22 protein-coding genes are annotated in these 25,298 nt (G+C 68.3%); 14 read left to right on the top strand and 8 right to left on the bottom strand.

What is annotated here, in order from left to right:
- Positions 1–34: 34 nt before the first annotated feature.
- A complete protein-coding gene (locus tag VXM69_RS09695) occupies positions 35–1,219 on the bottom strand; it encodes a M20 aminoacylase family protein (protein WP_175028121.1) in 1,185 nt (394 codons plus the stop codon).
- 180 nt (positions 1,220–1,399) lie between these two features.
- Here VXM69_RS09695 and VXM69_RS09690 point away from each other — a divergent pair, with 180 nt between their 5' ends.
- Entirely contained in the window at positions 1,400–2,302 is a 903-nt protein-coding gene (locus VXM69_RS09690) for a LysR substrate-binding domain-containing protein (protein ID WP_367188497.1), read from the top strand.
- A 173-nt stretch (positions 2,303–2,475) separates the two neighbouring features.
- Positions 2,476–2,796 carry a pyrimidine/purine nucleoside phosphorylase gene (locus VXM69_RS09685; RefSeq protein WP_006478890.1) on the top strand — a complete coding sequence of 107 codons (321 nt, stop codon included), beginning with the start codon at positions 2,476–2,478 and terminating at the stop codon, positions 2,794–2,796.
- Positions 2,797–2,883: 87 nt separating this feature from the next.
- Here the strand turns inward: VXM69_RS09685 and VXM69_RS09680 are convergent, their stop codons facing one another.
- The 4 genes from VXM69_RS09680 to VXM69_RS09665 all read right to left on the bottom strand — a co-directional run bounded on the left by VXM69_RS09680 (position 2,884) and on the right by VXM69_RS09665 (position 7,152).
- Entirely contained in the window at positions 2,884–3,219 is a 336-nt protein-coding gene (locus tag VXM69_RS09680) for a hypothetical protein (RefSeq protein WP_367188496.1), read from the bottom strand.
- A 412-nt stretch (positions 3,220–3,631) separates the two neighbouring features.
- Positions 3,632–5,419, bottom strand: coding sequence for a chloride channel protein (locus tag VXM69_RS09675; RefSeq protein ID WP_367188495.1), 1,788 nt, complete (start codon positions 5,417–5,419; stop codon positions 3,632–3,634).
- 20 nt (positions 5,420–5,439) lie between these two features.
- Positions 5,440–5,853 (bottom strand): MarR family winged helix-turn-helix transcriptional regulator, encoded by a 414-nt coding sequence (locus VXM69_RS09670; protein ID WP_034187884.1) that lies wholly within the window; start codon positions 5,851–5,853, stop codon positions 5,440–5,442.
- A 123-nt stretch (positions 5,854–5,976) separates the two neighbouring features.
- Positions 5,977–7,152: an HPP family protein gene (locus VXM69_RS09665; RefSeq protein WP_367188494.1), complete on the bottom strand. Its 1,176-nt coding sequence runs from the start codon at positions 7,150–7,152 to the stop codon at positions 5,977–5,979.
- A 365-nt stretch (positions 7,153–7,517) separates the two neighbouring features.
- Here VXM69_RS09665 and VXM69_RS09660 point away from each other — a divergent pair, with 365 nt between their 5' ends.
- Complete coding sequence (locus VXM69_RS09660) at positions 7,518–8,486, top strand: LysR family transcriptional regulator (RefSeq protein ID WP_034187882.1); 969 nt, start codon at positions 7,518–7,520, stop codon at positions 8,484–8,486.
- A 27-nt stretch (positions 8,487–8,513) separates the two neighbouring features.
- Here VXM69_RS09660 and VXM69_RS09655 read toward each other — a convergent pair whose 3' ends face one another.
- Positions 8,514–9,878, bottom strand: a complete 1,365-nt coding sequence (locus tag VXM69_RS09655; protein WP_343727189.1) for an MFS transporter — start codon at positions 9,876–9,878, stop codon at positions 8,514–8,516.
- Positions 9,879–9,954: 76 nt separating this feature from the next.
- Positions 9,955–10,893 carry a 2-hydroxyacid dehydrogenase gene (locus tag VXM69_RS09650; protein WP_367188493.1) on the bottom strand — a complete coding sequence of 313 codons (939 nt, stop codon included), beginning with the start codon at positions 10,891–10,893 and terminating at the stop codon, positions 9,955–9,957.
- Positions 10,894–11,006: 113 nt separating this feature from the next.
- On the opposite strand from VXM69_RS09650, the gene VXM69_RS09645 reads away from it, so the two are divergent.
- From VXM69_RS09645 to VXM69_RS09605, 9 genes are all read left to right on the top strand, one after another.
- Positions 11,007–11,915: a LysR substrate-binding domain-containing protein gene (locus tag VXM69_RS09645; protein ID WP_034187879.1), complete on the top strand. Its 909-nt coding sequence runs from the start codon at positions 11,007–11,009 to the stop codon at positions 11,913–11,915.
- A gap of 276 nt (positions 11,916–12,191) precedes the next feature.
- Positions 12,192–13,223 (top strand): TRAP transporter substrate-binding protein, encoded by a 1,032-nt coding sequence (locus tag VXM69_RS09640; RefSeq protein ID WP_034187878.1) that lies wholly within the window; start codon positions 12,192–12,194, stop codon positions 13,221–13,223.
- 3 nt (positions 13,224–13,226) lie between these two features.
- A complete protein-coding gene (locus VXM69_RS09635; protein WP_082744620.1) occupies positions 13,227–15,113 on the top strand; it encodes a TRAP transporter large permease subunit in 1,887 nt (628 codons plus the stop codon).
- Between the two features lie 8 nt (positions 15,114–15,121).
- Positions 15,122–16,204: a LacI family DNA-binding transcriptional regulator gene (locus VXM69_RS09630; protein WP_034187876.1), complete on the top strand. Its 1,083-nt coding sequence runs from the start codon at positions 15,122–15,124 to the stop codon at positions 16,202–16,204.
- The gene (locus tag VXM69_RS09625; protein ID WP_367188492.1) at positions 16,201–17,223 is read left to right on the top strand and encodes an NAD(P)-dependent oxidoreductase; all 1,023 of its coding nucleotides are present in this window, start codon (positions 16,201–16,203) and stop codon (positions 17,221–17,223) included. The genes VXM69_RS09630 and VXM69_RS09625 overlap by 4 nt, the downstream gene beginning before the upstream one ends.
- Complete coding sequence (locus tag VXM69_RS09620) at positions 17,220–18,074, top strand: amidohydrolase (protein WP_367188491.1); 855 nt, start codon at positions 17,220–17,222, stop codon at positions 18,072–18,074. The genes VXM69_RS09625 and VXM69_RS09620 overlap by 4 nt, the downstream gene beginning before the upstream one ends.
- Positions 18,075–18,321: 247 nt before the next feature.
- Positions 18,322–18,567, top strand: a complete 246-nt coding sequence (locus tag VXM69_RS09615; protein WP_367188490.1) for a hypothetical protein — start codon at positions 18,322–18,324, stop codon at positions 18,565–18,567.
- Positions 18,568–18,703: 136 nt separating this feature from the next.
- Complete coding sequence (locus VXM69_RS09610; RefSeq protein WP_034187872.1) at positions 18,704–19,474, top strand: hypothetical protein; 771 nt, start codon at positions 18,704–18,706, stop codon at positions 19,472–19,474.
- Positions 19,475–19,494: 20 nt separating this feature from the next.
- Entirely contained in the window at positions 19,495–20,628 is a 1,134-nt protein-coding gene (locus tag VXM69_RS09605) for a transporter substrate-binding domain-containing protein (protein WP_034187871.1), read from the top strand.
- Between the two features lie 90 nt (positions 20,629–20,718).
- On the opposite strand, the gene VXM69_RS09600 is transcribed toward VXM69_RS09605, so the two are convergent.
- A complete protein-coding gene (locus tag VXM69_RS09600; RefSeq protein ID WP_034187870.1) occupies positions 20,719–21,807 on the bottom strand; it encodes a calcium:proton antiporter in 1,089 nt (362 codons plus the stop codon).
- Positions 21,808–22,356: 549 nt separating this feature from the next.
- On the opposite strand from VXM69_RS09600, the gene VXM69_RS09595 reads away from it, so the two are divergent.
- Positions 22,357–23,913 (top strand): 3-hydroxyacyl-CoA dehydrogenase, encoded by a 1,557-nt coding sequence (locus tag VXM69_RS09595; RefSeq protein ID WP_367188489.1) that lies wholly within the window; start codon positions 22,357–22,359, stop codon positions 23,911–23,913.
- A 55-nt stretch (positions 23,914–23,968) separates the two neighbouring features.
- Positions 23,969–25,291, top strand: coding sequence for a phenylacetate--CoA ligase PaaK (paaK, locus tag VXM69_RS09590; RefSeq protein ID WP_301740994.1), 1,323 nt, complete (start codon positions 23,969–23,971; stop codon positions 25,289–25,291).
- Positions 25,292–25,298: the final 7 nt, after the last annotated feature.

Below are 25,298 nucleotides of genomic sequence, written 5' to 3'. Positions count from 1 at the left end.
CCCGATAAGCGCGAAACTGCGTGATGAAGGGCCGTCAGGCGGCGAGCCAGGCTTCGGCGACGCGCACCCAATAGCTGGCGCCGATCGCGAGGATGTCGTCGTTGAAGTCGTAGCCGGGGTTGTGCACCATGCAGCCGCCCTTGCTGCCGATCCCGTTGCCGATGAACGCGTAGCAGCCGGGGCGCGCTTCGAGCATGAACGCGAAATCCTCGCTGCCCATCAGCGGTGCGGCTTCGGTTTCGACGCGTTCGGCGCCGAGCATCTGGCGCGCGATGTCGGCCGCGAACGCGGTCGGTTCCGCGTGATTGACGAGCACCGGGTAGCCGTAGTCGTAGTCGACTTCCGCGCTCACGCCGAAGCTTTCCGCCTGGCCTCTCGCGAGTGCTTCGATGCGGCGCGCGAGCAGCGCGCGCACGTCGGCGTTCAGCGCGCGTACCGACAGCTTCATCACGACGGTCTCGGGAATGATGTTGAACGTCTCGCCGGCCTGTACGCTGCCGACCGTGATCACGGCCGCCTGCTGGGCGTCGACCTCGCGCGCGACGATCGTCTGCAGCGCGACCATGATGCTGCCCGCGGCCGACATCGGATCGCGCGCGAAATGCGGCATCGCGCCGTGGCCGCCGACGCCGCGCAGCGTGATCGTCACGCGGTCGGCCGACGCCATCGCGGCGCCGGTGCGGAAGGCCATGTCGCCGGCCGCGCGGCCCGGCATGTTGTGGATCGCGAAGATCGCGTCGCACGGGAAACGGTGGAACAGGCCGTCGTCCATCATCGCCTTCGCGCCGCCGAAGTTTTCCTCGGCCGGCTGGAAGATCAGGTTCAGCGTGCCGGAGAACTGGCGCGTCGCCGCGAGGTGACGCGCCGCGCACAGCAGCATCGCGGTATGGCCGTCATGGCCGCACGCGTGCATCTTGTTCGCATGGCGGCTCGCGTACGGCAGGCCCGTGGCTTCGGCGAGCGGCAGCGCGTCCATGTCGGCGCGCAGCCCGACCGTGCGCGTGCCTTGCCCTTCGCGCAGCACGCCGACGACCCCCGTCTTGCCGATGCCGCGATGCACTTCATAGCCCCAGCCGGTGAGCAGCTCGGCGACGAGGTCGCTCGTGAGCGTCTCTTCGAACGCGAGCTCGGGATGGGCGTGGATGCGGCGGCGCACCTCGACCAGCTCGGGGGCGATCGCGGCGATACCGGGGATGACGGGGTTCACGGCTTGCAGCATGGGGTCTCCAGTGGGGCCGAAGGGCGTTTGACGCGTATATGACGAGCAAGCATATAAATTTCTTTTGCGTACCAGAAGCTGATAAATTGCTTTGGTGCACACCACCGGTTGCCGCTCGGGAATACCCTGAGCCGGTAACGCCGCGATGCACGGGGTTTCCACGGATCACGCGTTGCCGCCATGAAATACCATCAGTTGAAAGCGTTCGTCACCGTTGCCGAAGAAGGCAGCATCCGTGCGGCCGCACGGCGCCTGAACGTGTCGCCGGCGGCGCTGACGAAGGCGGTCAAGGAACTCGAGATCGCGCTCGGCGTGTCGCTCGTCGTGCGTACCGCGCGCGGCGTTCAACTCACCGCGTTCGGCCAGCAATTGCAGGTGCGCGCGCGGCTGATCGTCGCCGAAATGCAGCGCGCCCGCGACGACATCGAGCAGGCACAGGGGGCGATGACGGGCTCCGTGTCGGCGGCGATCACACCGGCGGCCGCGGTGACGATCCTGCCCGACGCGTTTCGGGCATTCCGGCGCCGCTTCCCGGTGGCGCGCGTCACCCTGATCGAAGGGTTTCCGGGCGTCGCGCTGCCGCGCCTGCACGACGGCTCGCTCGATTTCGCGGTGGCGGTCGTCGTCCCCGAACTGCTGGCGGCCGAGTTCGACCATGCGGAGCTTTACGCGAGCCGCTCGCTGATCGTCGCGCGCAAGGGGCATCCGCTCGCGTCGGCCACGTCGCTCGCCGATCTCGTCGACGCCGACTGGCTGATGAACCCGTCGCCGGAAAGCTCGACGCAGGTGTTGTTCAATTCATTCGTCGCGTACGGGCTGCCGGTGCCGGCGCGCGTCGTCGAATGCCCGAGCTTCGGGCTCGCACACAGCCTGATGACCGGTTGCGACCTGATCGCATCGATGCCCGAGCAATTGCTGCAGGGCGAGTGGGCGCGCGACCAGCTCGCGGTGTTGCCGATCCGCGAGCGGCTGCCGGGTGTCTCGGTACAGGTCGTCACGCGCCGCGACAGCCCGCTGACGCCGGCCGCGGCGATGCTGCTCGACTGCCTGCGCGATTCCGCGCGGCGCAAGGGGTTGCGGTGAACCCGAGTTCCACGGCAATCATGTAGTCATCCTGATGATGATCACCCTGACAAGCGACCGGCGGCCGGCCGTTCCGACGTATGCCGCGCGAGCCGGTATGATATCGGCCGGCCCGCCGCTCCGGCCGGCCTCCAATCCATCACTATCCGGCATCCAGCAATCAGAGGCATCACATGACCAGTGCAACCCAATTCGACAACGTATCGGTCGTCAAACGCGCGAACGTCTATTTCGACGGCAAGTGCGTGTCGCATACCGTGCTCTTCCCGGACGGCACGCGCAAGACGCTCGGCGTGATCCTGCCGTGCGCGCTCAACTTCGGTACGGACGCGCCCGAATTGATGGAAGTGCAGGCCGGCAAGTGCCGCGTGAAGCTCGACGGCAGCAGCGAATGGCAAACCTATGGCGCCGGCGAGTCGTTCTCGGTGCCGGGCAAGAGCCGCTTCGACATCGAAGTGCTCGAGACGCTCGATTACGTCTGCAGCTACCTGTAAGCGCGGGCGGCAGAAAAGAAAAAGCCCCGTCGAAACGGGGCTTGTCGCAAGCGGATGGCGCAAGGCCATCCGGAGCGCCTGTTCGATTTACAGGCAGGCGTTGATGTCGCCGGCCGACGAGGCATCGCCGCCGCGGAAACCGACCCAGGTTTTCGCGTTCGCGGCGTTGGCCGGGCGCACCACGGCGGCAGCGCCGTTCGGCGGCTGCTGGTCCGGTGCATAAACGGCCATGGCGAGGCCGTTCGCCAGTTCGTACTGCGACGTCACTTGCTGTTGCGACTTGTCGGCCCACGTCTTGGCGATGCACTGCGCGACCTGGTCGGCGGGCTTTTGGCTTTGTCCCACGTTCTGCAGGGCAGAATCGGCTGCATGAGCAGAAAATGCCACGGTCAATGCGATGAGCGGTAAGTATTTCGCGTTCACGTTATCTCCCTCGAGTCGTGATTGATTAGGTGGGATCCGCAGTAGTACTGCGTGCTAGTGAGATCGCATCGGGCGAGCACGGTTCCGGCTATTCCGAAACAAGTTGTTAACGCGCTTGCCAAATGGCGGCTCCGGTGCTGTGCAGCGTTGCTGCGATGCGGCATGCGTCGTCTGCGACTCGACGTCATGTGTTGCCCGGTCGGCGCGCGGTCCGGTCGTGTGGTGTCGTGACGGCCGCGGCAAACGGCATGTGCGTGCATGCCGTGCCGCGACTCTTTATCAGATGGCGAAGTGGAATGGCTGATTGATGGCCCCGTCGCATGGACACCATCATGACAAACTTTCGCCCGTCGAACTGTTAACCAACTTTAAACGCGGGACGCGACCGAATGCGATGCAGCACGCGGGGGCATCAGCCCGCCTCGCGGGTGCCTGCGTCGCGCAGGTTGGCCGGGACGATGGGGCGGAAGCGCTCGCGCTTCTGTTCGTCGTCGAAGTGCTGGCGCGCGGGCTTGATCAGGTCGCTGCGCGACACGATGCCGATGACGCGCAGCGATTGCTCGTCGTCGACGACGGGCAGGCGTTCGAGGCCGAGCATCGCGAGTCGCGATGCGACGACGCGGCACGTTTCGTGCGCGAGCGCGACGACCGGCACGCGGTTGGCGAATGCATCGGAGATCGGCGACTCGGCGCCTGCCTCTGCGCGCCGCGCATCGAGCGTCGCACGATCGACGAGGCCGAGCAGGCGGCCGTGCTGCACGACCGGGTACGCGCGATGCGTCTGCTTCGCGCCGAAGTAGCGCGACTCGACGGTAGCGAGCGTCGTCGCGCCGTCGATCGCGACGACCCGATCGGCCGACGTCATGACTTCGCCGATGTCATGGCGCTCGAGCGGATTGACACCGTATTCGCGATAGATGTGATAGCCGCGACGCGCGATCTTCTCCGTCATGATCGAACGCTTCATCACGATGGTCGAGAAACCGTGCGCGACGAGCGTCGCCGCGAGCAGCGGCAGCAGCGCGTTCGCGTCGTGCGTGAGGCCGAATGCGAACACGATCGCGGTCAGCGGAGCGCCGAGCGTGGCACCGAGCGTCGCGGCCATGCATACGAGCGGCCACAGCGCCGGATCGCCGCCCGGCAGCATCGGCGACAGCACGGTGCCGAGGCCGGCGCCGAGCATCAGGAGCGGCGCCAGCACGCCGCCCGACGTGCCCGAGCCGAGCGCGATCACCCACATCACGGCCTTCACGACCAGCAGCGCAAGTGCGATCTTCAACGCGATGTGCTGATGAAGCAGATCGCCGATCACGTCGTAGCCGACGCCGAGCGCGCGCGGTTCGAGCCAGCCGCCGATGCCGATCGCGATCGCGCCAAGCGCGGGCCACCACATCCAGTGCACAGGCAGCTTCGCGAAGGTGTCCTCGACGCGATAGAGCGCCGCCGACAGGCCGCACGCGAGCATGCCCGACAGCAGGCCGGCGACGATGCACGACAGCAGCGCGACGGGCGTCGGCACGGCCGTCGTCAGCGGAAACAGCGGATCGACGCCGAAGCACACCGCGCGTGCGAACCCGGCCACCGCGCACGCCAGCGCGACCGGCAGGAAGCTGCGCGGACGCCATTCGAACAGCAGCAACTCGACCGCGAGCAGCACCGCGGCGACCGGCGTGCCGAACACGGCCGTCATGCCGGCGGCCGCACCGGCCACGAGCAGCGTCTTGCGCTCGGCGGCGGTCACGTGCACGCATTGCGCGACCAGCGAGCCGAGTGCGCCGCCCGTCATGATGATCGGGCCTTCGGCGCCGAACGGGCCGCCGCTGCCGATCACGACGCCGGACGACAGCGGCTTCAGGATCGCGACCTTCGGCGACATGCGGCTCTTGCCGAACAGGATCGCCTCGATCGCTTCGGGAATGCCGTGGCCGCGGATCTTCCGCGAACCGAAGCGCGCCATCATCCCGACGATCAGCCCGCCGATCACCGGGATCACGATCACCCATGCGCCGAGCGTGTTGTTCGCCGGGGAGCGGTCGGCGAACGAGAGCTGCTGGAAGAAGAACAGGTTCGTGAACAGGTGGATCAGGCTCGACAGCACGAACGCGGCGAGCGTGCTGAGCAGGCCGATCCCGGCGGCAAGCAACGCGATCCCGGGCAGGCGTTCGTTGGGCGCGAAATCGCGTTTGTGTGGTGCGTTCATCGGCGTGGCAAGGGCAAGGGTCAGTAATCGATCCGGGGCACCTGGAACGTGTCCTTGAGCGACTTCAGCTCGGCGCGATGCATGGCCGCGAGGCGGGCGAGCAGCGTTTCGCCGGCCGGCTCGAGGTGGACCTCGACCTGGCGGCGATCGGCTTCGCTCGGCTTGCGCTTCACGAGCCCGAGCGCTTCGCAGCGCGTCACCAGCGCGACGACGCCGTGATGCTGCGCCTGCAGGCGTTCCGCGAGCTCGCCGATGGTCGCCCATTCGCGATGCGGATAGCCCTTGATGTGCAGCAGCAGCAGGTATTGCAGCGGCGTCACGCCTTCGCTTTGCGCGGCGCGTTCGGAGAAGCGCTCGAAGCGGCGCATCTGGTAACGGAACTCGGACAGTTGCTGGAAATCGCTCTTGTTCAGCGCGCGTCGGGTATCGTTCATCGAGGTCGGTCGTACGGGCGGTTTCGGTGGCGTCAAATATATCACAACATGATATAAGTGAACGATATTGGGCGGAATGGAGACGGTCCGCGCTGCGTCAGCCGTTTTGTGGCGTCACGTGCGTTACGCGGCCTCGAGCATTTGGGTCTGCCGATAAAGGCCCGTCACGAGATCCGTCTGCGTCATGATCCCGACGAGCCGGCGCGACGCATCGACGACCGGAATGTGGTGGTGGCCCGAATGCGTGAACAGCGGCACGAGCGCGGTGAGCGGCATCGTTTCCGGCACGCACGCGACGTCGCGCGTCATCACGGTGGCGACGCTCGCAGGCCGGCCGCCGAGCGATTGCGGCAGCCGCGCGAACAGGCGTTGCCACAGCGGGGCCGGGCGGCGCGGCTGGCGCGTGAGGTCGGCGCGCGTGACGATGCCGGTCAGGCGGCCTTCGCCATCGACCACCGGCAGTGCCTTCACGCAGTGACGGTCGAGCAGTGTCAGCGCGGCCGTTACCGACGTCGACGGTGCGACCTCGATCGCGTGTTTCGTCATGAGGTCGGCGCAAGTGAGCTGGCCGAACGTGCGCGTATAGGCCTGCATCTCGGTTTCGCGCAGCAGCGTTTCGAGATCGTCCGGATCGATGTCGAGCCATTCGCCGCGGCGCTTCAGCACCGCGTCGAGATCGCCGCGCGTGAAGCCGCCGTGCGCCGGCACGGCGCCGCCCGCCCGCGGTTTCGCTTCGGGATGTACGCCGCCATGCGGGTAGCGATGCCCGGTCAGCGCGTGATACGCGAGCGCGGCCGACAGCAGGATCGCCGATTGCAGCGCGATCGGCTCCAGCACGAAACGGAAGCCGAGCGAGTGGATGGCCGGGCCGCCGACCACGGCTGTGAGCGCGACGGCGCCCGACGGCGGGTGCACGCAGCGCAGCGCGAACATGCCGCCGATCGCGCACGCGATCGCGACCGCGGCGGCGGTGACCGGATCGGCGATCCATTGCGCGCAGGCAACGCCGACCGTCGCCGCGACGAGATTGCCGCCGATGATCGACCACGGCTGCGCGAGCGGGCTTGCCGGCACCGCGAACAGCAGCACCGCCGATGCCCCCATCGGCGCGACGAGCAGCGGCACGAGGCCCGGCCCGCCGGGTAGCAGCCGCATCGTCGCGCCGACCGTCGCGATTCCCACGAGCGCACCCGTGCACGAACGCAGGCGTTCGCGCCAGCCAAGCGATATCGGATGCGGAAGGAAGCCGTGCAGCCATTGCCGCAACGTGCGGCGCGATGGAGGGGAGCCTGGTGACATGAACGGGCGAGCGGTAAAAGTGACGGCGCGGTGCGCGCGCGGTGACGAGAGCGGAATTATATCGTGTTGTGATATAAATTGCCGCGCGGCATCAAGCCGTTGCGCACGGGGGGAGCCCGAGTCTTGCGAAAACCTTTCGTCCGATGAAAGCTTCGGGGGCGGACAATCGCGCAAATTTGTCTGCGGCGGCGTACAATTCCGGCCACTGAATCCCCCGTCATGCCAGAACCACGTACGCGATGCCCGCTCTCCCGCCTTTTCCCCGGCTCGCTGATCGATTCGACGTGGTTCGCGGCCGCGTTCCGTTTCCCCTCTGACGCGAGCGCCGCCGACGCCTCCCCACTGACTCTCCCCAAGCCAATCCAATGGACATGCTCGAAAACATGCGCCTGTTCGTGCGCGTTGTCGAAGCCGGCAGTTTTACTGCGGTCGCGAAGGAAATCGACGCGACCACCGCGCAGGTGTCGCGCGCGGTCTCGAACCTCGAAGCGCACGTACAGACGCGCCTGCTGCATCGCACGACGCGCCACCTCGGTCTGACCGAAAGCGGCGAACGCTATTTCGAGCGCGCGAAGTCGATCCTCGCGGAAATCGACTACGCGAACGCCGAGGCGCGCAACGCGCTGCTGCGGCCGAGCGGCAAGATGCGCATCCATGCGATGACGGGGCTCGGGCAGAGCCATGTCGTGTCGTCGATCGTCCGGTACCAGGAGGACAATCCCGACGTGTCGGTCGAACTGACGCTTGCGCAGCGGATGCCGAATCTCGTCGAGGAGGGTTACGACGTGTCGATCGTGACGGCGTCGCAACTGCCCGATTCAGGTTATGTCGCGCAGACCTGCGGCACGAGCTGCAGCGTGCTCGTCGCGTCGCGCGAATACCTGGCGCGGCACGGTACGCCGCAGACGCCCGACGAACTGCCGAACCACGTGTGCCTGCGCCTCGACACGCCGGCGTCGCCGGCCGGCGAATGGCGGCTCGAGCGCAGCGACGGCGAGGAGGCGGTCTACGAACTGCAGCCGGCGCCGTTCCAGGTCAACGTGCCGGACGCGCTGTGCGTCGCGGTGCGCGCCGGGCGCGGGATCGCGTGCGTCGCGCTGTACACGGTGCTCGACGACATTCGCGAAGGGCGGCTGATCCGCGTGCTGCCCGAGTATCGGCTGCAGACGGTGAGCGTGTACGCCGTGTATGCGACGCGCCGTTATCTCGACGCGAAGATCCGCACCTTCCTCGATCACCTGCGCACGACGCTCACGCCTGCGCTGGAGAACGACCTGCGCGAGCTCGAGCGGCTGACGATCGAACCGGCTCCGGGCGGCCGCAAGCGCGCGTGACGGCGCGCCTGCGCGCGGCGGCGGCGTTCACGCGGCCGGCGTGATGCGGATCCGCTCGAAGCGGCCCGCGAGCCACGTGTATGCGGCGATGCCGATCAGCCCGTGCGCGGCGACGAACCACAGCGCGCCGGCAAACGAACCCGTGCTGGCGACGAAGTAGCCGATCGCGAGCGGCGTGACGATCCCGGCGATGTTGCCGAGGCCGTTGAACACGCCGCCGCTCAGCCCGACCATGCCTTCCGGCGCCGTATCGGCGAGCACGGCCCAGCCGACCGCCGCCAGCCCCTTGCCGAAGAACGCGATCGTCATCAGCGCGATCACGATCGCGTTCGACGACGCGCCGTTCGCGAGCACGAGCAGCGTCGCCATCGCCATCCCCGCGACGAACGGCGTCTTGCGTGCCTTCGACGGATGCAGTCCACGCCGGATCAGCCAGTCCGACAGCACGCCGCCGAGCACGCCGCCCGTGAACCCGCAGATCGCCGGCAGCGCGGCGACCCAGCCGGCTTCCATGATCGTCATCCCGCGCCCCTTGATCAGGTAGATCGGAAACCACGTGATGAAGAAGTACGTGAGTGCCGTGATGCAGTACTGGCCGATATAGATCGCCCACAGGTTCCGGTGGCGGAACAGTTGCGATGCGTCGTGCCACGACACGCGCGGCCGGTGGCGCACGCGATTCGCCTCGAGATCGACGAGCGCGCCGTGTGCGCGCAGGTAGTCACGCTCCGCATCGGTCACGCGCGGGTGGCCGTGAGGTTCGCGATACCACGCGAACCACAGCGCCGCGAGCGCGATGCCGAGCAACCCCATCCACAGGAACACGTGCTCCCAGCCGAGCGCGTGCGTGAGCCAGGCCATCGCGGGCGTGAACAGCACGACGGCCATGTACTGCGCGGAATTGAACAGCGCCGACGCGGTGCCGCGTTCGGCGGTCGGGAACCAGCAGGCGACGATCCGCGAATTGGCGGGGAAGGCCGGCGATTCGACGAGGCCGAGCATGAAGCGCATGACGAACAGCGCGAGCGTCGCGCCCGCACCCTGCACGGCGAGCCAGCCGACCGTGCCCTGCAGCATCGTGAAGACCGACCACAGCAGCAGGCTCAGGCCGTACACGCGCCGCGCGCCGAAGCGGTCGAGCAGCCAGCCGCCCGGGACCTGGCCGATCGCATAGGCCCAGGCGAACGCGGAAAAGACGATACCGAGCTGCACGGGCGTCAGCCCGAGGTCGTGCGCGACGCCGGTGCCGGCGATCGACATCGTCGCGCGATCCGCGTAGTTGATGACGGTGACCGCGAAAATCAGCGCGAGGACCGTGTAGCGGACGCGGCCGATCGTGCGCGACGCGGCGGGGGAGGCGGCGAGGGCGGCGCCGCTGGATCGATTGGGCATGCGTGTCTCCTGGCCTCCGTCGGGCGGAGGCATCGGTTGTCGTATCGAGGATGCCGGCCGTACGGCCGCGCCGCGGTCAGCCGGTGACGCTGGTCGGCGGGCGCTGGCCCGCGAAACACGCGGCGAGGTTGGCGAGCACGATCCGGCCCATCTCTTCGCGCGTTTCGTGCGTGGCGCTCGCGCGGTGCGGCTGCACGACGACGCGGTCGAGTTCGAGCAGCGCGGCCGGGACGTGCGGCTCGTTCGCGAACACGTCGAGGCCGGCGCCGGCGATCGTGCCGTCGGCCAGCGCGCGTACGAGCGCGGCCTCGTCGACCAGCTTGCCGCGCGCGACATTGATCAGGAATCCTTGCGGGCCGAGCGCGGCGAGCACGTCGGCCGTCACGAGCACGTTGCCGTGATCGGCCGATGCCGCGATCACGAGCACGTCGCTGTCGCGCGCGAGGGCGGCGAGATCGGGCACGTAGCGATAGCTGCTGTCGCGGTGCTCGCGCGGGCCGAAGTAGCTCACGGGCATCCGGAACGCCTGCGCGCGCTGCGCGATCGCGCGGCCGACGCGGCCGAGCCCGACGATGCCGAGCCGCTTGCCGGTGACCTGCGTCGCGAGCGGCTGGGCCGTCTTGCCCCAGCGGCCGGCGCGCACGATCCGCTCGCCGGCGCCGAGGTCGCGCAGCGTCATCAGGATCAGCCCCAGCGCCATGTCGGCCACGTCGTCGGTCAGCACGTCGGGTGTCGTCGTCACGTGGATGCCGCGTGCGCGGGCGCGATCGAGATCGACCGCATCGGTGCCGATGCCGTTGATCGCGACGATCTCGAGCGCGCTCAGCCGGTCCATCAGCGCGGCGGACAGGCCGTTCGCGCCGCCGGTCACGACACCCCGAATGCGCGAGGCCACGCGATCGAGCAGCGCGTCGGGTTGCGCGGCAGCATACGGCCGGTGCACCGCGTAACGGGCGGACAGTTCGGCGTCGATGGTGTCGGGGAGCGGCTGGGTCAGCAGGATGTCGATGGTCATGAAGGTCTCGGTCGTCGTGTTCGGCGCGGGCCGTGCATCAGGTGGAACCGAGTATAGGAATCGCATCGATATCGCTCTAACATCAAAAGACTATCGATTGATTCAAGATTTGGATGATTGAACTACACCAGCTTCGCTGCTTCGTCGCGGTGGCCGAGGAACTGCATTTCGGCCGCGCGGCCAAGCGGCTCTTCATGACCCAGCCGCCGCTCAGCCGGCAGATCCAGCTGCTCGAGCACGCGCTCGGCATCGCGCTGCTCGAACGCAGCAGCCGGCAGGTCAGCCTGACCGCGGCCGGCGAGCGCTTCCTGCGCGATGCGCGGCACATCCTCGAATTCTCGGCACGGGCCGAGCAGGCCGCGCAGCGCGTCGCGCACGGCGGGGCCGGCCGCATCACGCTCGGCTTCACGGCCGTCAGTGCGTACCGGATGATTCCGGTGCTGCTCGCGCACGCCGCGCATGCGCTGCCGGACGTCGACGTCGAATTGCGCGAAATGGTGTCGACCGTGCAGATCGACGCGCTCGCGTCGCGGATGCTCGACGCGGGTTTCGTGCGCCAGCGCGCGGCGCGCCAGCCGCTGGAATACCGGCTCGTGCAGCGCGAGCCGATGCTCGTCGCGGTCGCGCAAGGCGCGCCGCTCGCCGGCTACGAGCAGATCGGCCCCGACGAGCTCGACCGGCAGCCGTTCATCGCGTACTCGCCGAACGAGGGGAAGTACTTCCACGACATGATCTCGGGGATGTTCGCGGGCGCCGGGCGGCTGCCGAACTACCTGCATTACGTGGGGCAGACGCATACGATCCTCGGCCTCGTGCGCGCGGGGCTCGGCGCGGCGCTGGTGCCGGCATCGGCGCGCGAGCTTCATGTCGACGGCGTGGTGTTCCGGCCGCTGGCGGGCGTCAATGTCGCGGCCGAGCTGTATCTCGCGTGGCGGGCGGACAACGACAATCCGGCGCTGCCGGTGTTCAACGCGATGGTCGAGCGGTTTCTGACCGAGAGCACGGACGACGTGGGCGTCTAGCGGCGTTTGCTCGCACGAGCGGGCGCCGGCGTGTGCCGAAAAGTCTGTCGTCTGACGATTCGATCCGCCGTTCGAATTATTTCGGCTGCGGCCGAAAATGCGCGGCAAGCGGCCAATTTTTGTCCGGTTTTCGCGAAAAAACGCGCTGCACGCCCCCTTGGTTTTCATTTTAGGCAGGGGAAACCCTCATTTTTCCTTATCGGTCATCGTATTACTGTATCGATACACTAAATCGATACAGTGACGTCGCGAGGCGCACTGCAAAGGAGACGGCTCATGAATACCTACACCCGGCGGCGCTTCCTGCAGACGGTGTCGGCGGCCACGCTCGCGGCCGCGGGCGGCTTGCCGGAAAGCGTGCGCGCGCAGCAGCCGGTCGTCGCGCTGCGCTGCTCGTCGTCGATGCCGGCCGACCGGAACGCCGCGCACTACGTGTGGTACGAGCGTCTCGCCGCGAACCTGAAGGCGAGCGTGGGCGATGCGATCCGGGTCGACTACTTTCCGAACAGCCAGCTCGGCAAGGAAAACGACGTCGTGCAGCAGGTCAAGATCGGCGCGATCGACATGATGATCGCGGGCTCGTCGATCTGGGCCACGATCGCGCCGGAGCTCGGGATGCTCGATCTCGGCTACCTGTTCGACAGCTACGCGCATGTCGCGAAGGCGCTCGACGGGCCGGTCGGCACGAGCCTGAACACGCTGCTGCAAAAGCGCGCCGGATGTTCGGTGCTGACCTGGGGCTCGCATTTCGGCGGCCGCTGCGTGTTCACGAAGCAGCCGGTGACGGCGCTGGCGGGACTGAAGGGGACGAAGTTGCGCGTGCTGCCGACGCCCGCGTTCATGGACACCTTCAAGGCGATGGGCGCGGTGCCGACGCCGATTCCGTTCGGCGAGCTGTACATGGCCGTGCAGACGGGCGTCGTCGACGGTCTGGAACACGATCCCGCCACGGTGCTCGCGAGCCGCTTCGACGAGACCGTGAAGTCGTGCTGGCAGTCGCACCACGTGTTCGCGGCGATGACCGTCGTGATGGGGCGGCGTGCGCTCGACCGGATTCCGGCTCATCTGCGGCCGGCGTTCGAGCGCGCGGTGGCCGACGCGACCGTGCAGCAGCGTGCGATTGCCGCGCAGAAGGCCGCGCAGGCGGAGCAGGCGCTGAAGCAGCGCGGCATGTCGTTTTATCCGCTGGCCGATGCCGAGCGCGCGGTGCTGCGGCAGACGATGCGCGACCGCCTGTATGTCGCGTTCGCGAAGCAGTATCCGGCCACCGCGCCGCTGTTTCCGGCGATCGCCGCCGCGCGGGGTTGAGCGATGGACATGCATTCCGTCTCGGGTGCCGCGTCGGCGCCCGCTGCAGGCCAACCGGCGCATCGCGCCGCCCGCGTGCTCGATGCGGCGCTGCGCTGGATTGAAATCCTGTCGGCGGCGGTGCTCGCCGTCGACGTGCTCGTCGTGTTCGTGTCGGTCGTGTTCCGCTATTTCCTGCACGACCCGGTCGACTGGGCCGAGGAAGTGGCCAGTGCGCTGATGATCGTGCTGGTGTTCTTCGGCGCGGCGACGGTGCTGGGGCGCAGCCAGCATGTCGGCATCGACGTGTTTCGCGGCCGGCTGCCGGCACGCTGGCAGGGCGCGCTGATCCAGGTCGGTCACTGGATCGTGGCGGCCGTCGCGCTGAACCTGCTGGTGTCGTCGTGCCAGTTGCTCGCGGATTCGTACGACCAGATGACGACGGGCGGCTTGCCGGGCTGGATCAACGGGTATCCGATGATGTTCGGCGCGCTGTTCATGACGGTATTCGCACTCGCCAATGCGCTGAACGCGCCGCGCCGCCGTGTGATCGGCACGTTCGCGTGCTGTGCGGCGCTCGCGGTCGCCGTGTACGGCTGGAACGCACTGTGGCCCGCGCATGCGGTCGCGCCGGGCACGCTGCTCGTCGCGGGCTTCGTCGGCGGGCTGGTGCTCGGCGTGCCGATCGGGTTCGTACTGGCGTTTTCCGCGCTGCTGTATTTCCTCGCGGATCCGACGCTGCCGCTGCTCGTCTACTCGCAACAGGTGATGGCCGGTGCCGATCACTTCGTGCTGCTGGCGGTGCCGTTCTTCGTGCTGGCGGGGCTGCTGATGGAGTCCAACGGCATGTCCGCGCGGCTCGTCGAGTTGCTGCTGCGGATGTTCGGACGCGTGCGGGGCGGGCTCGGCCTGATCGTGATTTTCGCGACCGCGTGTTTTTCCGGCGTGTCGGGCTCGAAGCTGGCCGATATCGCGGCGGTGGGCGGCGTCGTGATGCCCGCCGTGCGCCGCGCACGGCAGGACCCGAACGAAACCGCCGCGCTGCTCGCGTGCAGCGCGGTGATGGCCGAGACGATTCCGCCCTGCGTGAACATGATCATCATGGGCTTCGTCGCGAACATCTCGATCGCCGGGCTGTTCGTCGCCGGGATCGTGCCGGCGGCCGTGCTGGCCGCGTCGCTCGCGGTCGTGACGGTGATCACCGGGCGCAAGATCGACGTGGCCGAGGTGTTCGTCGAGCGTCGCGCGTGGCTGCCGCTCGCGGGCGGCGCGCTCGTCGCGCTGGTCATGGTCGCGATGATCGGCAAGGGCGTGACGTCGGGTGTCGCGACGTCGACCGAGGTGTCCGCGTTTGCGGTGGTCTACGCGCTCGTCGTGGGCTGGCTCGCGTTCCGCGAACTGACGTGGCGTTCGGTCGGCCGCGTGTTCGTGCGCGCCGCATCGATGGCGAGCGGCATCCTGTTCATCGTCGCGGCGGCGTCGAGCGTGTCGTTCGCGCTGTCGATCGAGCAGATTCCGGCGCTCGTCTCGGGCACAATGACGGCGTTCGCCCATCAGTACGGCGCGACGATGTTCCTGCTGTTGTCGGCGCTGCTGATGATCGTGTTCGGCGCCGTGCTCGAAGGCGCGCCCGCGCTGATCATCTTCGGGCCGCTGCTCGCGCCGATCGCGCTGCAGCTCGGCATCAACCCGCTGCATTTCGGTACGGTCGTGGTGGTGGCGATGGGGTTCGGGCTGTTCGCGCCGCCGGTCGGCCTCGGGTTGTTCACGACGTGCGCGATCACGGGCACCGAGGTCGGGCGCGTGGCCCGGCCGATGGTGAAATACCTGCTGGTGCTGTTCGTCGCCCTGGTGGCGCTGATCTTCGCACCGGCGTTTTCGTTGTGGCTGCCGGCCCGTTTCGGCCTGTAGCCCGTTCCATGCAAGACGACATGAGTACGATTCAGGACGTGGCCCGTCATGCGGCCGTTTCGGTCAGCACGGTTTCGAACGTGCTCAACGGCCGTACCGATCAGATGAAGCCGGAAACGCTCGAACGCGTGAAGGCCGCGATGGACGCGCTGCGGTACCGGCCGAGCACGCTCGCGCGCCAGCTCAAGACGGGGCAGACGCCGCTCGTCGGGCTGCTGGTGCCGTCGATGGCGAACCCGATGTACGGCTACATCGCGCGCGAGGTCGAGGCCTGCGCGCAGGAACAGTACGGTCATCGCGTGCTGATCGGCAACACGTATCGCGACGCGCGCAAGGAGGCGTCGTTCTTCGACGATCTCTACGCGCATGGCGTGCGGCGCGTGATCGTGATCTCGTCGCTCGCCGACGAAAGTCACCTCGAGCGCGCGGCCGAACGCGGGATGACGGTTGTCAGCTACGACCGCCGCGCGACGCCCGGCGAGCCATCGAAGGTCGACCATGTGACGGCCGACAACGAGGCGGCCGCGCGGCTCGCGACGCGCCGCCTCGTCGAGGCGGGTCATACGCGGCTCGCGTTCGCGACGGTGGCCGGCATCACCGTGAGCCGCAGCGACAAGATCCGCGGCTTTCTCGCCGTGGCAGGCGAGGCGGGCGGCGCCACCCAGGCGCGCGTGCTCGACGGCGGCCCCGCCAACGAATACGGCGATTCGGTGATCGTCGATGTCGGGCGTGCGCTCGGCGTCGAGCTCGCGGCCGATCCCGCACGGCCGACCGGCATCGTCGCGGTCAACGACCTGTTCGCGCTCGGCCTGATGGCGGGGCTGCGCGACGGCGGGTTGCGGGTGCCGGACGATGTATCCGTCGTCGGGATGGACGGTCATTTCCTGTCGGCGATCTCGTGGCCGGCGCTGACCACGGTGCAATTGCCCGTTACCGAAATGGCCGGCGAGATGGTGCGGCGCGTGATGCGGCAGGAGGGCGACGCGCCGTCGGCCGCCGGGCAATGCGTGTTCGCGGACGTGACGCTCGTCGAGCGCGCGTCGGTGGCGCCGCCGCCGCATGCGGCCGGCACGAGCGGAGGCCGCGCATGACGCGCGTCTACGTCACGCATCCGGTCGGGATGATCGACCACTACTTCGGCGCCAGGGCGCTCGACGCGCTGCGCGCGATCGCGGATGTCGCCTGCAACCCGCACGATCGCGAACTCGACACGGACGAGCTGATTGCCGCCGCGCAGGGATGCGACGCGATCGTCGCGTACCGGCAGACCCCGGCACCGCGCGCGCTGTTCGCGGGGCTGCCGGTACTCGCCGCGTTCCTGCGTTGCGCGGTCGACATCCGCACGGTCGACGTCGCCGCGGCGAGCGCGTTCGGCGTGCTGGTCACGCAGGCGAGCCCCGGCTTCGGGCCGGCCGTCGCCGAATGGGTGGTCGGCGCGATGATCGACCTCGCGCGCGGGATCGGTGGCTACGCGGACGCGTACCATCGTGGCGCGCCGCCCGCGCCCCGGATGGGGCGCGAATTGCGCGGCAGCACGCTCGGCCTGATCGGCTACGGGCAGATCGCGCGCCATCTCGCACCGATCGCGACGGCGCTCGGCATGCGCGTGCTCGTCAGCGATCCGTACGTGCAGGTCGATGCGCGGCCGCTCGAACAGGTCGACTCCGCCACGTTGCTGCGCGACGCGGATTACGTCGTCTGCCTTGCCCCGGCCACGCCGGCCACCGCGAACCTGATCGATGCGGCGGCATTCGCCGCGATGAAGCCGGGCGCGTGCTTCATCAATGCGTCCCGCGGCGAACTCGTCGACGAGCAGGCGCTGGCCGACGCGCTCGACGGCGGCCGGCTGGCCGGCTGCGCGCTCGACGTCGGCCGCGCGGCGGACCAGATGCCGACGCCCGCGCTGGCCGCGCATCCGCGCGTCATCGCGACCCCGCACATCGGCGGGCTGACGCTGCCGGCGATCGAGCATCAGGCGCTGGAGACGGTCGACCAGCTCGCCGCGCTGCTCGATGGGCGCGTGCCGACCGGCGCCGTCAACGCGGCGCAGGCGACGCGGCTGGAGCGCTGGCGTTCGGCCGTCGCGTCTGCCGCACGGGGCGTGCGATGACGCACGACACGACGGGCGGTCGGCCGCCGAACCCGTGCGATTGCCATATCCATATCTACGACGATGCGTATCCGCTCGCGCCGACGGCGACCTTCCGTCCCCCGCATGCGCCGGTGGACGCGTATCGGCGCATGCAACAGGCGCTCGGTCTCACACGTGTGGTCGTCGTGCAGCCGACCGGCTATGGCTTCGACAACCGCTGCACGCTTGACGCATTGGCCGCGTTCGGCCCGCAGGCGCGCGGCGTCGCGACGGTGCCGGTCGACGTGCCGGACGCCGAGCTCGAGCGGCTGCATGCGGCCGGTATCCGCGGCGTGCGCTTCATGACGCTCGCAGGCGGCGTCGCGCGCTGGGACGAACTGGAACGCCTGGCCGCGCGGATCGCGCCGCTCGGCTGGCACGTCGACGTGCAGCTCGACGGCCGGACGCTGCCGGACGTCGGGTCGATGCTGGCGTCGTTGCCGGCGCGTGTCGTGATCGATCACACGGGCAAGTTCCTGACGCCGGTTGAAACGGAGGCGCCGGCGTTCGTCGCGTTGCGGCGCCTGCTCGATCGCGGCCACGTGTGGGTGAAGCTGTCCGCACCTTACGAAACGTCGCAGTCCGGTGCGCCCGGTTACGGCGACGTCGCGCGCCTCGCCGCGGTGCTCGCGCGCGAGCACGCGGCGCGTTGCGTGTGGGGCAGCAACTGGCCGCACCCGAATGCGTCGCCAGTGCCCGACGATGCAAACCTGCTGGGCTGGCTGTACGCCTGTGCCGCGGACGACGCGGCGGCCCGTACGATTCTCGTCGACAATCCGGCGGCGCTCTACGGGTTCGATGCGCGCACCTCGCCCGACGCCGCGACGTAGCTGCCGGCCGGCCGCAGGCTGCGGGACGATGCCAAGCAATCCTGACCGGGCACGGGCGCTTGCCGTGCCGGCAACATGCTTACGGCGTTGAAAGTTGACGTGCGGTGCACGCTTTCGATCGGGAAAGCCACGGGCCATGCCGACCGCTTGACGCTGAATGCCGGTCGGCGCAGGATACGTTCGTGCATTTGGAGCGGGACGCGCCGGCCGCGCGGTTCCTGCACCCGCGACACGCAAAAGAACAACGATGAGCCTTTACGCCCTCGTACCGGAATACCGGCGCCGCATCCGTTCGCGCGCCGCGACGACGCTTCACCCGACGCCCGCCGCGTCACGTATCCGTCATCCCGTTTCGTACCGCACGTCGGTACACTTTCCCGTCCGCGCACGGGCCGCGACGATGAACGGCGCCGGTTCGGCCTGCCGCATCGCACCGTCGCCCGCCGCCCCCGATCACCGCATTCCGAACGGCGCCTACACCGGCGTCTCGTGACGTCCGCACGCGCCCATCCTTGCATTGCGCCGCCGGCTTGCCTGTCTGCCGGGCGGCACCGGAGTCCGAAGCATTTCGATTGAGCTTGAAAAAGCACACGTACGCAGTTCGGTTCGAGGTTCCAGGAGAAAAACTCATGTCGCAGCTTTCGAATGAAGCAAACGGCAGTTCGGGGAGTGGCAAGGTCAAGCTGATCAAGTGGGCGATCATCGTCGCCGGCGTCGCGATCGCGGCACCGGCCGCGCTGTTCATCCTGAAGGGGGTGATCGCGCTGGTCACGGCGGGCGTGATCGGTCTCGGCGCGATTTATCTGGCGCCGGTCGTCGCGATGAAGCTCGCGAACCAGAAGGTGAAGATGATCGTCGAGGAGGCGCAGTCGAATCCGATCGAGACGCTGATCAACCAGCTCGCGGAAAAGCGCCAGGACGCGCAGAAGTTCGCGGACAGCATCACCGCGTTTCGTACCGAGGTGAAGAACTTCGAGGGCAAGACGGAACTGTTCGAGAAGCAGTACCCGGACGACGCGCCACGCTTTCGCGCGCAGCTCGACACGATGAAGCAGCTGCTCGCGTTTCGCGAGGGCCGCTACAAGCAGGTGCAGGTCGAACTGAAGAATTTCGCGGCGGCGATCGACCGCGCGAAGGCGATGTGGGACATGTCGCAGGCGGCGCAGAAGATGAACAAGCTCGCGGGCCGGCAGGCGTCCGATACGTTCGAGCAGATCAAGACCGACGTGGCCGTCGATTCGGTGATGCGCTCGGTCAACAAGGCGTTCTCCGAGATGGAGACGTCGCTGATGGATAACCCCGAGGTCAAGCAGGCGCAGCAGCAGGCGGTGCTGAACGGCGGCCGCGCGCCCGGACTCGATGCGGCGAACCCCGCGCAGTTGCCGTCCAAACAACAATAATTTCCCGCAGGCCCTCAACCATGAAAAAACTTCTTGGCGCAATCGCGTTTCTGGTCGTGCTCGTCGGCGTATGGATCGTGCATCAGGGCGGCCTGTCGACGCTGATTCCCGCGCATGACGCGGCATCGTCCTCGACATCCGCCCAAAATGTCGACACCGGGCAGTCCGCGCAGACACCGCCGTCGGCGAACGTGCTGCCGGCCGGCTTCACGCCGCAGGCCAGCACGCTGAAATCGATTGCCGAGAACGGCATCGTGCGAATCTCGGTGCAGAACCCGAGCGAGCCGTTCTTCGGCGAGGACAAGGGGGCACCGCACGGCTTCAACGTCGAATTCGCGCGGCTGCTGTTCGCGGATCCGTCGTTCTCGCGCGGCGGCAAGCCGGTCGTCGTCGATACGCGCCACGAGGTCGACACGTACCCGGGCGTGCCGAAACAGCTGCTCGATACCGACGCGAAGGGGAACCACGTGGTCGACGTCGCGATGGACGGGCTGACGTTCCCGGACAACTCGCCGGCCGGCGTCGTTTATTCAGTGCCGTACGTCGACGATTTCGGCTATTCGCTGATCGTGCGGCAAGGCTCGGCGATCCGCTCGACCGACGATCTCGTCGGCAAGACGGTCGGCATCCTGAAGGGCGACCCCGACGTGCGCGCGTTCGTCACGCGCCAGTATCCGAACGTGCACTTCGTCGAGGTCGACGATTCCGATCCGGCGTTCATCGCGAAGAGCATCGACGGCCGCACGGTCGACGCGTTCATCTACGACTATCCGTTCGCGGTCAGCTCGATCAGGAATACCGACCTGAAATTCGCGGTGACCAAGCTCGACGGCTCGAGCATCGCGTACAAGATCGGCGTGCGCGCCGACGACCAGGATCTGCTGATCTACCTGAACGCCGCGATCGCGAAGCTCAAGCAGTCGCCGCAGTATCTCGACCTGTTGCGCAAATACTTCGTCAGCGACCAGACGGTGACGACCGCGGCCGCATCGGGCGAACATACGTACGTGGTGAAGGCGGGCGACACGCTGAACATGATCGCGGCGAGCAAGCTCGGCAGCGGCCAGCGCTATCGCGAGATCCAGCGCCGCAACAACCTTGCCAATCCGAACCTGATCCTGGCGGGCCAGCATCTCGTGATTCCGGTCCGGTAACGATGGCGTGACGTGAACGCGGGCGGGTGAAGGGACGTAAACGAGCGCGGCCCGGCGGAGGTGATCCGCCGGGCCGCGCGTTTTCGGGCGTCAGTGAGTGATCGACAGGAACAGGTACGCGGCGAACAGCGCGAGGTGAACGACGCCGTGCAGCACCGTCGTGCGCCCCTGGCTGAGCGTGAGCGTGCTGACCAGCAAGGTGAGCGCGAGCAGCACGGTTTCCATCGGCCCGATGCCGAGCGTGAGCGGCTGGCCGACCCAGATGAACACGGCCGCGACGGTCGGGATCGTGAGCCCGATGCTCGCGAGCGCCGAACCGAGCGCGAGGTTCATGCTGGTCTGCAGGCGGTTCGCGCGCGCGGCGGTGACGGCCGCGAGCCCTTCCGGCAGCAGCACGAGCGCGGCGATCACGATGCCGACCGCGGCCTCGGGCGCACCGAGCTTCATGACCGCATGCTCGACGGCCGGCGACAGCAGCTTCGCGAGCAGCACGACCGCGACGAGGCTCGCGAACAGCAGGATCATGCTGGTCACCGCGGTGCGGTTGCTCGGCGCTGCCGCGTGCACCGCTTCGTTCGCGCTGTCGTGCGCGGCGAGGAAGTAGTCGCGGTGGCGTACGGTCTGCACGAACACGAACGCGCCGTACAGCACGAGCGACGCGACGCCGGCGAACGCGAGCTGCGATTTCGAGAAGAACGGGCCCGGCGCGGCGTTCAGGTAGTTCGGCATCACGAGCGACAGCACCGACAGCGACGCGAGTACCGCGAGCGCCTTGCTCGCGCCGCGCCCCTGGAAGTCCTGCTCGCCGTGCTTCCATGCGCCGACCAGCAGGCAGATGCCGACGATGCCGTTGCAGATGATCATCACGGCGGCGAACACGGTATCGCGTGCGAGGCCCGATTTCTCGGGGCCCGCGCCGAGCATCACCGACACGATCAGCGCGACCTCGATGACGGTCACGGCGACCGCGAGCACGAGCGTGCCGAACGGCTCGCCGACGCGATGCGCGACGACTTCAGCATGATGGACGGCGGCGAACACGGCGCCGGCGAGCGCGGCGGCGAGCACCGCGATGACGAGGCCTTCGGCCGGCACGACGCGCGACAGCGCGAGTACCAGCCAGGCGGCAAGCGGGGCCAAGAGGGTCCAGCGCGGGAGCTGGTTGGACGAGAGCGGCATGGAGGGTTTCCTGGTGCGAGTGGCGGCGCGCGACGCGCCGTCACGGGTTGACGAAGCCCGGCCGTACTATCCGCCGAACGAGGACGATGAAACCGAAGGGGGGCAGTGCGCAATGCGCTGCCCTGGGTTCGCCGCGGTGAGGCGGCGAGGGGCGCGGGCGGGCCGAAGCCCGTCGCTGGATGAAACGGTTCAAGGCGGCCGGCCGCGGACGGCGAGGCGAGTCCACGGGACGACGCGCGGGCCGTAGGCCCGGTTCCGACCCCGCAAGGGTGGCCGGCGATGGACGGCGGTGGCGGCGTGACACGCGGTTTCCCCCTGAAATCCGGCGGTTTGTCGAATTTTATCAGGCGTTCCGGGGTCACTATCTCATATTCGAACCCTTACGTTGACCTTTCGGTTCACAAAAAGTGCCCCGATCTTTCGATTTTTTATCTTTGCAGTCTCCGTAACGGTCTCTTGCACGACACATTCGGGCACGCCCTGACATAAATCTACCGACCGGTCGGTTTATAATCGCTCGCACCTCCACTTCATGACGGATCGCAAGCGATGGCTGTTTCCTCTGCACAATCGGTGAACTCGGGTGCGCTGGCGCCGTCGGCCGTCGTCGGCGTGATCGGCGCCGGCGCGATGGGGGCGGGCATCGCGCAGGTCGCGGCCGCGGCCGGCCACACGGTGCTGCTGTACGACCTGAGCGAAGCGGCCTGCGACAAGGCGCTCGCGGGCATCCGCGCACAGTTCGCGCGACTCGCGGAGAAAGGCCGGCTCGAACCGGCGGACGCCGATGCGGCGGGCAACCGGATCCGTCCGGTGCGCGCGCTGGCCGACTTCGCGGGCGCCGCGCTGGTGGTCGAGGCGGCGGCCGAGCGGCTCGACGTGAAGCGCGAGATCTTCGCGACGCTCGAACGCCATGTCGACGACGCCTGCATGCTGGCGACCAACACGTCGTCCATTTCGATCACGTCGATCGCGGCCGGGCTGCGCGTGCCGCGGCGCGTCGCCGGCCTGCATTTCTTCAATCCGGCGCCGCTGATGGCGCTCGTCGAAGTGGTCAGCGGGCTGGCGACCGCTGCCGATGTGGCGCAAGTGCTCTACGCGACTGCCGCCGCATGGGGCAAGCGGCCCGTGATGGCGAAATCGACGCCCGGTTTCATCGTGAACCGCGTCGCGCGGCCGTATTACGCGGAGGCGCTGCGCGTGCTGAACGAGCAGGGCGGCGCACCGGCCTCGATCGACGCGGTGATGCGCGAGGCCGGCGGTTTCCGGATGGGGCCGTTCGAGCTGATGGACCTGATCGGCCACGACGTGAACTTTGCGGTCACCGAATCGGTGTTCCGCGCGTACTTCAACGATCCGCGCTACACGCCGTCGCTGATCCAGCAGGAACTCGTGAACGCGGGCTTCCTCGGGCGCAAGTCGGGGCGCGGCTTCTATTCGTATGCGGATGGGGCGACGACGCCCGCGCCCGATCTCGAACCGCCGCGCGCCGCGCCGGCCGACGTCGTGCTGTTCGCGCAGGACGGCCCGGCCGCCGTGTTGCATGCGCGCTTCGCCGAACGCATCCCGGGTGCCCGGCAGGCGGGCATGCAGCAGGACGACCTGCTCGCGACGGCCGGCCGCGCGTCGATCGCGCTGACCGACGGCCGCACCGCCACCGCGCGCGCCGCGCAGACGGGCGTGGCCGATCTCGTGCTCGTCGACCTCGCGCGCGATTACGCGCAGGCCGGGCTCGTCGCGCTGACGCGCGCGCTCCAGTGCGGCGACGCGGCCTATGCGGATGCGGTAGGCCTGTTCCAGCAGGCGGGCTTTCGCGTCGTCGGCGTCGCCGACGTGCCGGGGATGGTCGCGATGCGTACCGTCGCGATGCTCGCGAACGAGGCGGCCGACACGGTGAACCAGGGCGTGTGCTCGCCCGCCGATCTCGATCTCGCGATGGAAAAGGGCGTGAACTACCCGTGCGGCCCGCTCGCGTGGGCCGATGCGATCGGCATCGGCCGCGTGTTTCGCGTGCTGTCGAACCTGGCGGCGAGCTACGGCGAGGACCGTTATCGCGTGTCGCCGCGCATCGCCGCGCTGCACGCGGCCGGCCGGACGTTCCGGTCGTGATCGTCTTGCCATTTCGAACACGATAACGACATCACTCCATTGGAGGAGCACCCCGATGACTCACCCGACGCATCCCGCCGCCGCCCTCGAACCGATCGAGACCGCCAGCCGCGACGAACTGCAGGCGCTGCAGCTCGAGCGCCTCAAGTGGTCGCTGCGCCACGCGTACGACAACGTCCCGCACTATCGCCGCACGTTCGACGCGGCCGGCGTGCATCCGGACGACCTGAAGTCGCTCGCCGATCTCGCGAAATTCCCGTTCTCGACCAAGAACGACCTGCGCGACAACTATCCGTTCGGGCTCTTCGCGGTGCCGCGCGAGCAGGTCGTGCGCGTCCATGCATCGAGCGGCACGACCGGCAAGCCGACGGTGGTCGGCTACACCGCGCGCGACATCGACACCTGGGCGAACGTGACCGCGCGCTCGATCCGCGCGGCCGGCGGCCGCCCGGGCGACACGCTGCACAACGCGTTCGGCTATGGCCTGTTCACGGGCGGTCTCGGGATTCACTACGGTGCCGAGCGGCTCGGCTGCATGGTCGTGCCGATGTCGGGCGGACAGACCGAGAAGCAGGTGCAGCTGATCCGCGATTTCGAGCCGAGGATCATCCTCGTCACGCCGTCGTACATGCTGAACCTGATCGACGAGATGGTGCGGCAGGGGATGGACCCGGCCGAATCGTCGCTGAAGATCGGCATCTTCGGCGCCGAGCCGTGGACGCAGGCGCTGCGCGAGGAGGTCGAAACGCGCGTGGGCATCGACGCGCTCGATATCTACGGGTTGTCGGAAGTGATGGGCCCGGGTGTCGCGTGCGAATGCGTCGAGACGAAGGACGGCCCGGTGATCTGGGAAGACCATTTCTATCCGGAGATCATCGATCCCGTCACGGGCGAAGTGCTGCCCGACGGCAGCCAGGGCGAGCTTGTCTTCACGTCGCTGACGAAGGAGGCGATGCCGGTGATCCGCTACCGCACGCGTGACCTCACCGCGCTGCTGCCGCCGACCGCGCGCGCGATGCGCCGTCTCGCGAAGATCACGGGCCGCTCCGACGACATGCTGATCGTGCGCGGCGTGAACGTGTTCCCGAGCCAGATCGAGGAGATCGTCGTCGCGCTGCCGCAGCTGTCGGGCCAGTTCCAGATCACGCTGTCGCGCGACGGTCACATGGACCGGCTCGACCTCGCGGTCGAGCTGCGCTCCGAGGTGGCGGCGTCCGTCACCGACGGCGATCGCGCGGCGCTTGCGCACGAGCTGCAGCACCGGATCAAGACGATGGTCGGCGTGTCGTCCGGCGTGACGGTGCTGGCGGCCGGCGGCATTCCCGCCACCGCGACCGGCAAGGCGCGTCGCGTGATCGATCGTCGCCAGGCCGCCTGATGCCGAT

Source organism: Burkholderia sp. Ed8, assembly GCF_040761425.1.
GTDB lineage: Bacteria > Pseudomonadota > Gammaproteobacteria > Burkholderiales > Burkholderiaceae > Burkholderia > Burkholderia seminalis.
Note: the sequence above shows the minus strand (reverse complement) of the source record. Positions and strands in the feature narration are given on the sequence as shown.

Coding starts and splice junctions, on each gene's coding strand:
- VXM69_RS09650 (WP_367188493.1), bottom strand. CDS start 10,893: ATGACCATCGACATCCTGCTGACCCAGCCGCTCCCCGACACCATCGAC.
- VXM69_RS09620 (WP_367188491.1), top strand. CDS start 17,220: ATGACGCACGACACGACGGGCGGTCGGCCGCCGAACCCGTGCGATTGC.
- VXM69_RS09675 (WP_367188495.1), bottom strand. CDS start 5,419: ATGAACGCACCACACAAACGCGATTTCGCGCCCAACGAACGCCTGCCC.
- VXM69_RS09635 (WP_082744620.1), top strand. CDS start 13,227: ATGGACATGCATTCCGTCTCGGGTGCCGCGTCGGCGCCCGCTGCAGGC.
- VXM69_RS09695 (WP_175028121.1), bottom strand. CDS start 1,219: ATGCTGCAAGCCGTGAACCCCGTCATCCCCGGTATCGCCGCGATCGCC.
- VXM69_RS09685 (WP_006478890.1), top strand. CDS start 2,476: ATGACCAGTGCAACCCAATTCGACAACGTATCGGTCGTCAAACGCGCG.
- VXM69_RS09610 (WP_034187872.1), top strand. CDS start 18,704: ATGTCGCAGCTTTCGAATGAAGCAAACGGCAGTTCGGGGAGTGGCAAG.
- VXM69_RS09645 (WP_034187879.1), top strand. CDS start 11,007: ATGATTGAACTACACCAGCTTCGCTGCTTCGTCGCGGTGGCCGAGGAA.
- VXM69_RS09670 (WP_034187884.1), bottom strand. CDS start 5,853: ATGAACGATACCCGACGCGCGCTGAACAAGAGCGATTTCCAGCAACTG.
- VXM69_RS09595 (WP_367188489.1), top strand. CDS start 22,357: ATGGCTGTTTCCTCTGCACAATCGGTGAACTCGGGTGCGCTGGCGCCG.
- VXM69_RS09660 (WP_034187882.1), top strand. CDS start 7,518: ATGGACATGCTCGAAAACATGCGCCTGTTCGTGCGCGTTGTCGAAGCC.
- VXM69_RS09655 (WP_343727189.1), bottom strand. CDS start 9,878: ATGCCCAATCGATCCAGCGGCGCCGCCCTCGCCGCCTCCCCCGCCGCG.
- VXM69_RS09600 (WP_034187870.1), bottom strand. CDS start 21,807: ATGCCGCTCTCGTCCAACCAGCTCCCGCGCTGGACCCTCTTGGCCCCG.
- VXM69_RS09630 (WP_034187876.1), top strand. CDS start 15,122: ATGCAAGACGACATGAGTACGATTCAGGACGTGGCCCGTCATGCGGCC.
- VXM69_RS09665 (WP_367188494.1), bottom strand. CDS start 7,152: ATGTCACCAGGCTCCCCTCCATCGCGCCGCACGTTGCGGCAATGGCTG.
- VXM69_RS09615 (WP_367188490.1), top strand. CDS start 18,322: ATGAGCCTTTACGCCCTCGTACCGGAATACCGGCGCCGCATCCGTTCG.
- paaK (WP_301740994.1), top strand. CDS start 23,969: ATGACTCACCCGACGCATCCCGCCGCCGCCCTCGAACCGATCGAGACC.
- VXM69_RS09640 (WP_034187878.1), top strand. CDS start 12,192: ATGAATACCTACACCCGGCGGCGCTTCCTGCAGACGGTGTCGGCGGCC.
- VXM69_RS09625 (WP_367188492.1), top strand. CDS start 16,201: ATGACGCGCGTCTACGTCACGCATCCGGTCGGGATGATCGACCACTAC.
- VXM69_RS09605 (WP_034187871.1), top strand. CDS start 19,495: ATGAAAAAACTTCTTGGCGCAATCGCGTTTCTGGTCGTGCTCGTCGGC.
- VXM69_RS09690 (WP_367188497.1), top strand. CDS start 1,400: ATGAAATACCATCAGTTGAAAGCGTTCGTCACCGTTGCCGAAGAAGGC.